The sequence below is a fragment of the Pseudomonas lundensis genome (assembly GCF_002269125.1).
Lineage (GTDB): Bacteria > Pseudomonadota > Gammaproteobacteria > Pseudomonadales > Pseudomonadaceae > Aquipseudomonas > Aquipseudomonas lundensis_A.
The window spans coordinates 102037-115696 of the sequence record NZ_NQKI01000002.1 but is presented as its reverse complement, the minus strand read 5'-3'; the positions used below and the strand labels follow the sequence as shown (position 1 = coordinate 115696).

Sequence of the window (13660 nt, the reverse complement as noted above, 5' to 3'; positions counted from 1 at the left end):
GTCCGCTCCGGCATTGCGCAGGGTCATGGCACCGATTTCGACACCGGTGCGCTGCGCCACGTCCCCTGCTTCACGCACGATGGGCTGTAATTTATCGACAAAGCGGTTGACCGCGCCCGCCATGTCACCGATTTCATCTTTACTGGTAAGCCCTACGCGCTTGGTCAGGTCGCCCTCCCCGGCAGCCAAGTCATCCAGTGCCGCGATCAGCAACAAGAGCTTGTTGACCACGCGCCGCCCCAGCACTACGGCCACCAGCAGCAGGACAGCAAAGCCGACAATCGCCAGCCCCAGCCCGATGCGCCAGCGCAGGGTGTCCGCCGCATCACGGACGGTGCTGGCGGTATTGGCCTGCATCTGGGCGGCTGCGGCTTGGGCCGATTCCAGTCGCGAACGCAATGCGCCCGCACTGTCGGCGGCCGCCCCTTGCAGACTTTCGCTGACCAACTGCTCACTGCTGGCAATCAACCCGTTAAAACGTTTATCAAGCGCCACCACGTCCTGCTCAATCGTCGCGGTGGAAACCCCCATGAGAACTTTGCCAATCTCCACACCATTGGGGCTGATAGGGGCTTCGAGGTAATACACCGCCGGATCATGGCGTGCCGCATCCAGCACTTTATCCAGCGCACGCTCCCCCTGACCCTTTTCCAGCAGCGCTTTGTTGATTGGGTTTTCACGGTTGAGGTAACGCGTGAGGTGCTGGCCGGTGGCGTCGTCGTAGACCACAAACAGCACGTTGGGATTACGCTGAGCACGACGGGCGAATTCAGACAGGGTAGGCACGTCGCTGTCCCACATCGCACGCGGCGCTACGGCGGCAAGGAGTTGCGCCATGTCGTTCGCGGAATCCATCAAGCTTTTTTCAAGGGTCGTACGCACCTGCGCCTGCTCGGCTTTCAAGCGCGGGGATAACCCTGCTGTCAGGCGTTGCCGCGTACTCGCCGACAAGCCTTCCAGACTGCCTTTTACTTCGTTTCCGGCTTGCTCCAGTTCCGCCGAGAGTTTTTGACTGTCGGCCCCCAAACGCGTGTGCAGATCCGACTCCAACGCCGTGACCGTGCTCCGTGTCAGTGCAACCGCGACCAGCACTTGCACCAAAAGGGCGATACCAAGGGTAACGAACACGGGCCGCAACAGTCGGCTTTGTAACAGAGAAAGAATGGCTGACATGACGAACCCCTCTACGACGGTGCCATTACATTGATGGCACCTTTGATGGGTTCTCTACAGCAAGGGTCATGCCGTGAACTGCATTCGCGGCAAAAACAACAAAGGGCCCCGAAGGGCCCTTTGTTTGACAGCGTACGACTTAAGCGAACGGGTGACGCAGAACGATGGTTTCGTTGCGGTCCGGGCCAGTCGAAATGATGTCGATCGGTGCGCCGATCAGTGCTTCTACGCGCTTGATGTAAGCACGTGCGTTAGCTGGCAGCTCTTCCAGGGTTTTGGCGCCCACGGTCGATTCAGTCCAGCCCGGCACTTCTTCGTACACAGGCTGCAGGCCCACGTAGCTGTCAGCGTCGGTCGGTGCGATCTCGTTACCGTCTGCGTCTTTGTAACCTACGCAGATGTTGATGGTTTCCAGACCGTCCAGTACGTCCAGCTTGGTCAGGCAGATGCCCGAGATGCTGTTCACGTCGATAGCGCGACGCAGGATAACGGCGTCGAACCAGCCGCAACGACGGGCACGGCCAGTGGTGGCACCGAACTCGTGACCTTGCTTGGCCAGGTGAGCGCCGACGTCGTCGAACAGCTCAGTCGGGAATGGACCCGAGCCCACACGCGTGGTGTAAGCCTTGGTGATGCCCAAGATGTAATCCAGGAACATCGGGCCTACGCCCGAACCGGTCGCAACGCCACCGGCAGTGGTGTTGGAGCTGGTCACGTACGGGTAGGTGCCGTGGTCGATGTCGAGCAACGAACCTTGCGCGCCTTCGAACATGATGTCTTTGCCAGCGCGACGCAGGTCGTGCAGCTCGGCAGTCACGTCGAGCATCAACGGCTTGAGGAGCTCGGCGTATTCCTTGCACTCGGCCAGGGTCTTGTCGAAGTCGATGGCTGGCTCTTTGTAGAAACCCACCAGCATGAAGTTGTGGTATTCCACCAATTCACGCAGCTTGGCTTCGAAACGCGGCATGTTCAGCAGGTCACCGACACGCAGGCCACGACGTGCAACCTTGTCTTCGTAAGCCGGGCCGATGCCGCGACCGGTTGTACCGATCTTCAGCTCGCCACGGGCCTTTTCACGGGCCTGGTCCAGCGCCACGTGGAAGGACAGGATCAGCGGGCAGGACGGGCTGATACGCAGGCGCTCACGCACCGGTACGCCTTTCTCTTCCAGCTTGATGATTTCACGCAGCAAGGCATCGGGAGCAACCACGACGCCGTTGCCGATCAGGCATTGCACGCCTTCGCGCAACACGCCCGACGGAATCAGGTGCAATACGGTTTTTTCGCCGTCGATAACCAGCGTGTGGCCAGCGTTGTGGCCACCCTGGTAACGCACTACAGCGGCAGCATGTTCGGTCAGCAGATCAACGATCTTGCCTTTGCCCTCATCACCCCATTGGGTGCCCAGGACTACGACATTCTTACCCATAACACTTGTCCTCATTCGCGCAAACTTGGTGCCGGCAGCCGCCGGCGGGAAAACTCAAGAAGCGAGCGGCATCACTTGCCACACGCCGTTCTGCAGAATCAATTGGCGATCACAATCGGCCTCGCGGGCGGCGGTCAACGCCTGCCCAGGCAATGCCTGGACCACGCGCTGGCCTTGGCTGCGAAGCTGGCAAACGTGCTGCCAGAGTGCCGCATCCGTGCTGTCAGGCATCCAGATACCGCCAGACGGTAGCTCGACTTCAGCACGCCCCAGGGTTACCAGGGTTTTCAAATCGGTCGAGAAGCCGGTTGCCGGACGGGCACGACCGAAGTCGGCGCCGATGTCGTCATACCGCCCCCCCTGAGCAATGGAGTCCCCAACGCCCGGTACAAAAACCGCAAACACCACACCTGTGTGGTAGTGATACCCACGCAACTCACCCAGGTCGAAATACAACGGCAACTGCGGGAAACGCACAGACAACCGCTCGGCAATCGCCAGCAAGTCATCCAGAGCAGCCATGACCTGCGCCGGAGCCCTGGCCAGTCGCTCACGCGCAGCAGCCAGTACCTCACGACCGCCACACAAATCAACCAATGCCCGCAGCATGTCCGCCAGATCGGCAGGCAAGCCTTCGGTCAAGGCCGTTACTTCGTCGATCGCCTTGCGCTGCAGGGCGTCGAACAATTGTTGTTCCACTTCAACCGACAGTCGGGCCGCACGGGCCAAACCGCGGTAAATACCGACATGCCCCAGGTCCATGTGGACATCCGGGACGTCAGCCAGTTGCAGCATTGCCAGCATCAGGCTGATGACTTCAACATCGCTGCTCGGGCTCGCATCGCCATACAGCTCGGCACCCAGCTGGATCGGGCTGCGCGAAGATGACAGGGCACGCGGCTGAGCATGCAACACGCTGCCGGCGTAGCACAAACGGCTAGGACCGGCACGGCGCAAGGTATGCGCGTCGATCCGCGCTACTTGCGGCGTGATGTCGGCACGAAAACCCATCTGGCGACCCGTCTGCGGGTCAATAACCTTGAAGGTCCGCAGGTCGAGATCCTGGCCAGCCCCGGTTAGCAGGGACTCCAGGTATTCGATATGCGGGGTGACGACGAACTCATAGCCCCAGCTCTGGAACAGATCCAACACCTGACGGCGCGCCACTTCGATGCGGGCTGCTTCAGGTGGAAGTACTTCTTCGATGCCATCTGGCAAGAGCCAGCGGTCTACCGTTGCCATTACGCCATTCCCCTATGATCCGGGCGGCCAGCCAGCAGGCGAGCCTTGAGTAAAGCAGAACGTGGCTGCGTCTTGAACGCGCACAGCAAAAAAGCCTTAAACGAAAGGCTCACACAGCACATTCCTCGAAAAATCTGCCGACGCTGTACCAGCCGATCGGTCAATCAAACATGCAGACGCAAAAAAGCCGGGAATTTCCCGGCTGCCGCATCATACACACGTTTTCTTAAAGGATCACCCCGCCAGGCCATTTGCCCGCCAGGCGGAGTGAAAGCATGCGCCCGATTGTTACGTCAGAGACCACAATCGGACGGCATGACGCCTTATTGTTGCTGCGGCTTGGACTTTTCCAGGTAACGGAAGAAGTCGCTGCTCGGGTCAAGAACCAGTACGTCGCTCTTGTTCGCAAAGCTTTCGCGGTAAGCGCGCAGGCTGCGATAGAACTTGTAGAACTCTTGATCCTGACCGTAAGCCTTGGAGTAAATCGAAGCAGCCTGGGCATCACCATCACCGCGCAACTCTTCAGACTGACGATATGCCTCAGCCAGCAGAACACGACGTTGACGATCGGCGTCGGCACGAATGCCTTCTGCCAGCTCATTACCCTTGGCCCGGTGCTCGCGCGCTTCGCGCTCACGCTCGGTGCTCATGCGCTCGAACACGCTGCGGTTTACTTCTTTTGGCAGGTCAATGGCCTTGACGCGAACGTCGACCACTTCGATGCCCAGCTCTTTTTCAGCCATTTTGTTCAGCGACGCAGTGATGTCAGCCATCAAAGCATCACGCTCACCCGACACCACTTCGTGCAGGGTGCGCTTACCAAACTGGTCACGCAGGCCGGATTCCAGACGACGCGACAAGCGCTCGTCAGCAATCTGCTTCATGCCGGAGGTGGCGGTGTAGAAGCGCTCGGCATCTTTCACACGCCACTTGGCGAAGGCATCAACCATTACAGCTTTCTTTTCCAGCGTCAGAAAACGCTGGGTCGGCGCATCCAGCGTCATCAGGCGGGCGTCGAACTTGCGCACCTGGTTAACGTAAGGAATCTTCACGTGCAGGCCGGGCTGGACATCTGCCTGAACCACACGGCCGAAGCGCAGCAGAACCGCACGTTCGGTTTGCGAGACGATGTAGAAGCTGTTCCAGGCCACCACTGCCACGACTACGCCGACAATAAGGGCGATCAGCGATTTATTGCTCATCAGCGGCTCTCCCTGGTACGCGGCTGTTGCGGCAGATCGGTGCTGGTATGTGAAGCAGCATCATTATTGGTGCTCGCTGCAGCGCCAGAACCCGTTGCCGGCGTGCTGTTGCCATTACGGCCTTCGATCATTTTGTCCAGCGGCAGGTAAAGCAGGTTGCTCTGGCCGTTTTTATTGCCGGTCACGAGTACCTTGCTGGTATTGCTGAAGACGTCCTGCATGGTGTCCAGGTAGAGACGATCACGCGTGACTTCCGGCGCCTTGCGGTACTCGGCAACCAGTTTGGTAAAGCGGTCAGCCTCACCCTTGGCGCGAGAAACCACTTCGTCGCGGTAGCCGTTGGCATCTTCGATGATGCGCTGAGCCTGACCACGTGCTTCCGGCACCACACCATTGGCATAGCTTTCAGCCTGGTTGCGGGCACGTTGCTCGTCTTCACGGGCACGGATCACGTCATCAAAGGCTTCCTGCACTTCACGCGGTGCTGCGGCGTTCTGCACGTTGACCTGAGTCACAGTGATGCCCGTTTTGTAGGTATCGAGGAAGCGCTGCAAGCGTTCCTTGATTTCTATCGCCATCTGCTCACGGCCTTCGGTCAGAACCTTGTCCATCGAGGTCGAACCCACGACGTGACGCAAGGCGCTGTCGGTCGCCTGTTGCAGACTGACTTCCGGTTGATCGACATTCAGCACGAAGTCGCGCAGGTTGCTGATCTTGTACTGCACGGTCAGCGGCACTTCGACGATGTTTTCGTCTTCAGTCAGCATCTGGCCCTGCTTGGTATACGCACGCTCACGCGTCACGTTTTCCATGTACTTTTTATCGAACGGCGGGAAGTAGATATTCAGGCCCGGCCCAACTGTGTCGTAGTACTTGCCCAGGCGCAGCACCACGGCTTGCTCCTGTTCGTCGACCACGTAAACAGCGCTGTACAGCCAGATGGCTGCCATGACGACCAGTACGATGCCCAGCACGCCAAAGCCGGCGCTTTTGCCGCCGTTTGAACCGCCATCGCTACCGCCTGTACGTTTTTTCCCACCACCGAACAACCCATTCAGGCTTTCCTGCAGCTTTCGGAAGGCCTCGTCGAGATCTGGTGGTCCCTTGCGGTCGCCATTTTTAGGGCGTTTGCTACCCCAAGGATCCTGATTGTTCGAGTTGCCACCCGGCTCATTCCAAGCCATAGCGCTCTCCATCTGATAAAGCAAAGACGCGCCCACGGCGCGCCGACCAATGCTACAGAATGCCTATCACAGCGGCACGACCGCTTTGCGAGGCTTTTATTGCAAAGTGTGTTCTTCGATGAACACTGCTGGCTCCATCCCTTCGCGGCTGACCAGGCGGTTAAGCTCGGCTCGCGGCAGGCGTACATCCAGCAGGCACACACCTTCATCGTCGTGTTCTTCTTTTTGCACCGCGCCCAGCTCAAAGAACTGTGCACGCAGTCGAGCAAAACGCTGCGGCAAGCGCAAGGTGCCAACGAACAATTCATTGCCCAACAACTCGGCGATGGCTTGCTGCAGCAGCTCCAACCCCTCACCGTCGCGGGCCGACAACCAGACCCGCTGCGGTTTGCCATCGGCATCACGCTGGATCTGCGGCTCAACCGCTTCGAGCAAATCGATTTTGTTGTAGACCTCAAGGATCGGCAAGTCCTGAGCGCCAATCTCGTTCAGCACCACCATCACCTGCTCGATCTGCGCCATGCGCTCCGGCTCGTGTGCATCAATTACATGCAGCAACAAATCCGAATTGCTCGACTCTTCGAGCGTAGACCGGAAAGCTTCAACTAGCTTGTGCGGAAGATGACGAATGAAGCCCACGGTGTCAGCCAGTACGATGGGGCCAAGGTCGTCGAGATCGAGACGGCGCAAGGTCGGATCGAGTGTGGCGAACAACTGGTCGGCGGCAAACACGTCAGAGCCGGTCACCGCATTAAACAGCGTGGACTTCCCGGCGTTGGTATAGCCCACTAACGAAACCGTAGGAATGTCGGCGCGTTGGCGCCCTCTACGGGACTGCTCGCGTTGACTGCGGACTTTTTTCAGACGGGCCTTGATCTGGCTGATGCGTACACGCAGCAGACGCCGGTCGGTTTCGAGCTGGGTTTCACCCGGCCCGCGCAAACCGATACCGCCACCCTGACGCTCAAGGTGAGTCCAGCCGCGCACAAGACGCGTGCTCATGTGATCAAGCTGTGCAAGTTCGACCTGCAGCTTGCCTTCATGGGTACGGGCGCGTTGAGCGAAGATATCGAGGATCAGCCCGGTACGGTCAAGCACGCGACACTCGAAAACACGTTCGAGGTTTCGCTCCTGACTGGGCGTAAGGACATGATTGAAAATCACAATGTCGACCTTCTCGGCCTTGACCAGGTCGCGCAACTCCTCGACCTTGCCACTGCCAATCAGGTACTTGGCCGATGGCCGATGACGCGGCACGTTAAAAAACGCGACGGTCTCGGCGCCGGCCGACACAGCTAACTCCTGGAACTCCTGCGGATCTTCGCGCGCCTCAGGGTCCTGACCTTCCAAGTGAACGAGGATTGCTCGCTCACCACCACCGTGGCGCTCAAAGAACAAAGCAGACTCCTATCAGGCGTTACCTGGCTCAGCGTCTGCTTGTTCCGATTCTGCTGCGCTTGGCAGACGAATTGGACGCACAGGAACGACTGTCGAGATAGCGTGTTTATAAACCATTTGGCTGACGGTGTTTTTCAACAGAATCACGAACTGGTCGAAAGACTCAATAGTCCCCTGCAGCTTGATCCCGTTGACCAGGTAGATGGAAACGCCAACCTTCTCTTTACGCAAAGTATTCAAGTAAGGGTCTTGTAGCGAATGCCCTTTTGACATATGCCGCACTCCTGTAAGGATAAAAAAAGAAACAAAATTTAGAGGGTCGATGACGCCACACCCATAGGATAGACGGCATTTCCGGAGACTCAGCTCAATATGGAGACCGATCCCAGGTATTTCAAGGCTCGTGGCAGATTGTCGCAGGCCAGGCTGTCAAGCCAATGCAGGTCATCCCAGCTGCGCAACCAGGTGAACTGCCGCTTGGCCAACTGGCGCGTGGCAATGATGCCGCGCTCCTTCATCTCGGCCTGCGACAGCTTGCCGTCGAGGTAGTCCCAGACTTGTCGATAGCCCACTGCACGTATAGACGGCAACCCTGCATGAAGGTCACTTCTATTACGCAGGGCTAGGACCTCATCTATGAACCCCTGTTCCAGCATTTGCCCGAATCTTTGTGCAATTCGTTCATGCAGTACCTGACGTTCCGCCGGAGCGATGGCCAAGTGCGCGACAGTATAGGGCAATTGACTAGCGCCTGAAGCCGCTGCTTTAGTAGATTGCTCAGATTGTTTCAGGCGATGTTCAGTCATGCTCAGACCACTCACCCGATAGACCTCAAGCGCGCGCGTCAAACGCTGAGGATCGTTGGGGTGAATCCGTGCTGCCGATTCCGGATCGATCGCCGCCAACTGATCGTGCAGAGCTTGCCAGCCCAGGCGCTGTGCCTCTTCTTCGAGCTGCGCACGCACCTCGGGATCGGCAGCCGGCATGTCTGCCAGCCCATCAATCAATGCCTTGTAATACAGCATGGTCCCGCCCACCAGCAGCGGAATATTGCCGCGAGCGGTGATTTCGGCCATGGCTTTTAGGGCATCGGCACGGAAGTCGGCCGCTGAATAGCTCTGTGCCGGATCGAGAATGTCGATCAATTGGTGCGGATGTTTGGCCAATATGTCGCGGGAGGGTTTGGCAGTGCCAATGTCCATGCCGCGGTACACCAGCGCCGAATCCACACTGATCAACTCGCAGGGTAGAACTTTGCTCAATTCAATGGCGAGGTCAGTCTTGCCGGCCGCCGTCGGCCCCATCAAAAAAATGGCGGGAGGTAATGCGTTGGAACCTGTCATCAGCGACCGCGCAAAAAGAGTTTGTCCAAATCGTCCAGGCCCATTTGGGTCCAGGTGGGACGACCATGATTGCACTGACCACTGCGCTCGGTGTTTTCCATGTCACGCAACAAGCCGTTCATTTCCGGGATCGCCAAGCGGCGGTTGGCCCGAATCGCACCGTGGCACGCCATGGTGCCGAGCAGTTCGTTGAGGTGCGCCTGAATCCGGTCACTGGTGCCGTATTCCATCAAGTCCGCGAGTACGTCATGCACCAGACGCTGGGCCTCTGCTTGCTTGAGCAATGCCGGGATCTGGCGGATGGCCAATGTTTCCGGGCCCAGACGCTGCAATTCAAAGCCCAGACGCTGGAACCATTCGGCATGCTCTTCAGCACAATCGGCTTCGCGCTGACTGACGGCGATCGATTCGGGCACCAGCAATGGCTGCCCGCTCAAACCCTCGCTGGCCATAGCGATTTTCAGCCGCTCGTACATGATCCGCTCATGCGCTGCGTGCATGTCTACCAACACCAACCCCAGAGCATTTTCGGCCAGGATATAAATGCCTTTAAGCTGCGCCAGCGCAAAACCCAGAGGAGGGATATCACCCTGCCCCTCAGGCAGCGGCGATGCATTGGCTTCGGGCAACGGCGCGAAAAATTCGCGGTAGGCATTGCGCGCCTCTTCGGCGGGCACCGAGGGCGTGGAAGGCTGCGGGCGATATTGATACTGATAACCGGCCCCGGCGCCTGATCCGGCAACGTGCGGGGTGGGCGCGGACTGCGGCTGCTCCAGTACGTGGGCGGCCAGGCGCATTTCACCTTGCGGACCAAACTCACCCGCACCCAGACCGGTCGGGCGTTCAGCCCCCGGCACCGGCGCCGGGGCGGCCAATTGGTCTTCGGGGCGTACATCACCCAGCGCGCGGTGCAAGGTGCCGTACAAAAAGTCATGCACCATGCGCCCGTCACGGAAACGCACTTCGTGTTTGGTCGGGTGAACGTTAACGTCGACCACCGCAGGGTCGACCTCGAAAAACAGTACAAATGTCGGATGACGGCCGTTAAACAGTACGTCGCGGTACGCCTGACGCACCGCATGCGCAACCAGCTTGTCGCGCACGGCCCGGCCATTCACGTAGAAATATTGCAAGTCGGCCTGGCTACGCGAGAACGTTGGTAAGCCCACCCACCCCCATAAATGCAAGCCGTTGCGCTCGACTTCAATCGGCAGCGCCTGCTCCAGGAACGCCGAACCGCAGACTGCGGCCACACGCCGGGCTCGCGCCATATCGTCGCGGGCTTCATGCAGGTTGAGGATCGACTTGCCGTTGTGACGCAAATTAAATGCCACGTCGAAGCGCGCCAGCGCCAAGCGTTTGATCACTTCTTGCAGGTGATCGAATTCGGTTTTTTCGGTCTTGAGAAACTTGCGCCGCGCAGGCGTATTGAAGAACAGGTCGCGCACTTCAACCGATGTACCCACGGGATGGGCAGCCGGCTGAACCCGGGGCGCCATGTCGCGGCCTTCAGTTTCAACTTGCCACGCCTGGTCGGCGCCACGGGTGCGCGAGGTCAGGGTCAACCGCGCCACGGAACTGATGGACGCGAGCGCCTCCCCGCGAAAACCGAGGCTCATCACCCGCTCAAGGTCTTCAAGGTCACGAATTTTGCTGGTGGCGTGCCGCGCCAGTGCCAGAGGCAAATCGTCGCTTGAGATACCGCTACCATCGTCGCGCACACGCAACAACTTGATACCGGCCTGCTCAACGTCCACATCAATGCGCTTGGCGCCGGAGTCCAGGCTGTTTTCCAGCAGCTCCTTGATCACCGACGCGGGGCGCTCAACCACCTCGCCCGCAGCAATCTGGTTGGCCAGGCGCGGGCTGAGCAGCTCAATCCGCGCACTGCTCGTGAGTTCAATCTCACTCATTGCTTGGACACCAGTTCAGCAGCGGGAATGCTGAGGGTCTGACCCACCTTGAGTTCATCGCTTTTCAGGCTGTTGCTGGCACGCAGCGCGGCCACGCCGACCTGATAACGCACGGCGATCATGGCCAAGGTTTCGCCCGGCAACACACGGTGCTCGCGGGCGCTTTGGGCAATTTTGCCCGTATCACGCAGCCAGGCAATATAGGTGCCCGGCGGCGGGTTTTGCTGGAAGAACTGACGAACACCGCTGCTGATCGAACGCGCCAGTGCCTGCTGGTGGTTCGCCGACGCCAGCTTCGAGGCTTCGTTGGCATTGGAGATAAAGCCAGTTTCCACGAGGATCGACGGGATGTCCGGCGATTTAAGCACCATAAACCCGGCCTGCTCCACGCGTTGCTTGTGCAACGGGGTTACGCGGCCAATGTTGGTCAGTACTTTCTGGCCCACGTTCAAGCTGGAGGTCAACGACGCCGTCATCGACAGGTCGAGCAGCACACCGGCCAGCATGCGGTCTTTGTCGTCCAGGCTGACGTTACCGGCACCGCCGATCAAGTCAGAACGGTTTTCACTGTCGGCCAGCCAGCGCGCCGTTTCAGACGTGGCCCCGCGTTCAGACAATGCAAACACCGAAGCGCCAAACGCGGCCTTGGAAGGCGCGGCGTCAGCGTGGATCGAGACGAACAGATCTGCGCCCTTCTTGCGGGCAATTTCAGTACGGCCACGCAGAGGAATGAAATAGTCGCCCGTCCGGGTCAGCTCGGCGCGGAAGCCTTTCATGCCGTTGACCTGACGCTGCAATTCTTTGGCAATCGCCAAGACCACATCTTTCTCGCGTTGACCGCGGGAACCTGAAGCTCCCGGGTCTTCACCGCCGTGGCCGGCGTCAATCACGACCACAACACTGCGCTTGCCACTCGGAATCGGGGGCAATGCGACATCAGGCTGCGCAGGGGTCACTGGCACCACGGGCACTTTCGCCACGTTGGTGGCAGGCAGGCTTGGCGCCAGATCAACGCCCTGATCATAAAGGTCAACCACAAGACGGTTGCCGTACTGGGCGTTAGGCGCCAGCACGAAACTCTTCGGGGTAACGGACTTTTTCAGGTCGATCACCACGCGCAGGTCGGTAGGTGTTCGTTGCGCCGAGCGCAAGCTGGTAATCGGCGTGTTGGCCGTCGGCACATTCAATGCGCCTGCCAGAGTAGCGCCGTTGATGTCGATCACCAGCCGGTCGGGCGATGTGAGGGTAAACACGCTGTGTTGCACCGGGCCTGTCAGGTCAAACACCAGACGTGTGTTGTCCGGTGCGCGCCACAGTCGTACGCTTTTTACCTGGGTCGCGGCCAAGGCGTTGACGGCCATGACACTGAGCAACACTCCAACGACACTCACTAACGCGCGAAAGCGCATACCAAACCCCATCATTGATTGTTTTCCGGTGCCAAGGCGGCACACCAAGACTCGCCACGCGAACCTTGGGGCGTCAGCGTCAGCAAACGCCCGGTGTTATAAGGGGTAATGGTAATGGTCAGGTCGGGCTTTGGCAAAAAGCCTGCACCCTTTTCGGGCCACTCGATCAAACACAGTGCGTCATCTTCGAAATAGTCGCGAATGCCCAGAAATTCCAGCTCTTCAGGGTCAACCAAGCGATAAAGGTCGAAATGGAAGGCGCGAATGTCGCCAATCTCGTAGGGCTCAACCAACGTAAAGGTCGGACTTTTAACCGCACCCACATGCCCAAGCCCGCGAATCAAGCCGCGTGACAGGGTGGTTTTGCCCATTCCAAGGTTGCCTTCAAGGAAGATCAGACCATGGCCTTCGGTGATACTCGCCAGCTTTGCGCCAAACGCGGTCATGGCCGCTTCATCGTCCAGTTGCAGTTTTAATGTGTGCACGGTGCGTGTTCCTCCAACAACTGACGAATGGCTGGAATCAAATCAGTGGCCGCCAGCCCTCGGCCCAGAATCCCTTGTTGCTCTCCGGCGCGGGCATGCAGCCACACCGCCAGACACGCCGCATCAAACGCTGACATGCCTTGTGCCAGGAATGCGCCAATCACGCCTGCCAACACATCGCCCAACCCGGCTGTGGCCATGGCAGGATGCCCGAGATCGCAGAGCGCCAATTGGCCATCCACCCCGGCAATCAAACTGCCTGCGCCTTTAAGCACGCACACAGCTGAGTATTTTTTAACCAGTGCCCGCGCCGCCGCAGGACGATCGGCCTGCACCTGTTCAGCGCTGATGCCCAACAACCGCGCCGCTTCGCCAGGATGCGGCGTCATCACGGAGCCCGGCGCCAATGCAAGGTCAGCGTTGGACAACAGATTCAACGCATCGGCATCCCACACCTGCGGGATTTTTGCCTGCGCCGCTGCAGACAGCAGGCTGCGGCTCCATGCTGCCTGCCCCAAACCGGGGCCAACCACCAACACCGAGGCCTGCACCAAAAGTCTCATCAACTGATTGGCAGACGACACACCTAAGGTCATCACTTCCGGCAGGCGGGTCAACGCCGCGGGCACATGCTCCGGGCGCGTGGCCAGTGACACCAGCCCGGCGCCGCTGCGTAAGGCTGCCTGGGCACTCAAGGTGATGGAACCGCCGAAACCTCGATCTCCACCTATGAGCAGCACGTGCCCGAACTGGCCTTTATGCGCATCTGGCGCGCGTGCAGGCAGGCGCGGCAAGGTGGCTACGTGCAGGAGGTCGGGTTCAGATAACAGGTGTTTGGTCTGCGGCATACGTGTCGGGCTCCGATGTCTGGCAGAATTATAC

The 13660-nt window shown here is 59.1% G+C and carries 11 protein-coding genes and 1 pseudogene; all 12 read right to left on the bottom strand.

The window, feature by feature from the left end; translation table 11 throughout:
• Window positions 1–144 precede the first annotated feature (144 nt).
• Window positions 145–357 (bottom strand): annotated as a pseudogene (locus tag CJF39_RS23585) (methyl-accepting chemotaxis protein); the annotation flags it as partial.
• 955 nt (window positions 358–1312) lie between these two features.
• A complete protein-coding gene (locus CJF39_RS02185; RefSeq protein WP_047273128.1) occupies window positions 1313–2602 on the bottom strand; it encodes an adenylosuccinate synthase in 1290 nt (429 codons plus the stop codon).
• 54 nt (window positions 2603–2656) lie between these two features.
• Window positions 2657–3844 (bottom strand): ATP phosphoribosyltransferase regulatory subunit, encoded by a 1188-nt coding sequence (locus CJF39_RS02180; RefSeq protein ID WP_094991960.1) that lies wholly within the window; start codon window positions 3842–3844, stop codon window positions 2657–2659.
• Between the two features lie 323 nt (window positions 3845–4167).
• Entirely contained in the window at window positions 4168–5046 is an 879-nt protein-coding gene (hflC, locus tag CJF39_RS02175; RefSeq protein ID WP_094991959.1) for a protease modulator HflC, read from the bottom strand.
• The gene (gene hflK, locus CJF39_RS02170) at window positions 5046–6230 is read right to left on the bottom strand and encodes an FtsH protease activity modulator HflK (protein WP_094991958.1); all 1185 of its coding nucleotides are present in this window, start codon (window positions 6228–6230) and stop codon (window positions 5046–5048) included. The genes hflC and hflK overlap by 1 nt, the downstream gene beginning before the upstream one ends.
• A 96-nt stretch (window positions 6231–6326) precedes the next feature.
• On the bottom strand, window positions 6327–7628 hold the full coding sequence (hflX, locus tag CJF39_RS02165) for a ribosome rescue GTPase HflX (RefSeq protein ID WP_047273124.1): 1302 nt from the start codon (window positions 7626–7628) through the stop codon (window positions 6327–6329).
• 12 nt (window positions 7629–7640) lie between these two features.
• A complete protein-coding gene (hfq, locus tag CJF39_RS02160; protein WP_047273123.1) occupies window positions 7641–7901 on the bottom strand; it encodes an RNA chaperone Hfq in 261 nt (86 codons plus the stop codon).
• A gap of 89 nt (window positions 7902–7990) precedes the next feature.
• Window positions 7991–8971: a tRNA (adenosine(37)-N6)-dimethylallyltransferase MiaA gene (gene miaA, locus CJF39_RS02155; protein WP_094991957.1), complete on the bottom strand. Its 981-nt coding sequence runs from the start codon at window positions 8969–8971 to the stop codon at window positions 7991–7993.
• On the bottom strand, window positions 8971–10884 hold the full coding sequence (mutL, locus tag CJF39_RS02150; RefSeq protein WP_094991956.1) for a DNA mismatch repair endonuclease MutL: 1914 nt from the start codon (window positions 10882–10884) through the stop codon (window positions 8971–8973). The genes miaA and mutL overlap by 1 nt, the downstream gene beginning before the upstream one ends.
• Entirely contained in the window at window positions 10881–12305 is a 1425-nt protein-coding gene (locus CJF39_RS02145) for an N-acetylmuramoyl-L-alanine amidase (protein ID WP_212555973.1), read from the bottom strand. The genes mutL and CJF39_RS02145 overlap by 4 nt, the downstream gene beginning before the upstream one ends.
• Window positions 12305–12778 carry a tRNA (adenosine(37)-N6)-threonylcarbamoyltransferase complex ATPase subunit type 1 TsaE gene (gene tsaE, locus CJF39_RS02140; RefSeq protein WP_094991955.1) on the bottom strand — a complete coding sequence of 158 codons (474 nt, stop codon included), beginning with the start codon at window positions 12776–12778 and terminating at the stop codon, window positions 12305–12307. The genes CJF39_RS02145 and tsaE overlap by 1 nt, the downstream gene beginning before the upstream one ends.
• Window positions 12766–13626: an NAD(P)H-hydrate dehydratase gene (locus tag CJF39_RS02135; protein WP_094991954.1), complete on the bottom strand. Its 861-nt coding sequence runs from the start codon at window positions 13624–13626 to the stop codon at window positions 12766–12768. The genes tsaE and CJF39_RS02135 overlap by 13 nt, the downstream gene beginning before the upstream one ends.
• Window positions 13627–13660 lie beyond the last annotated feature (34 nt).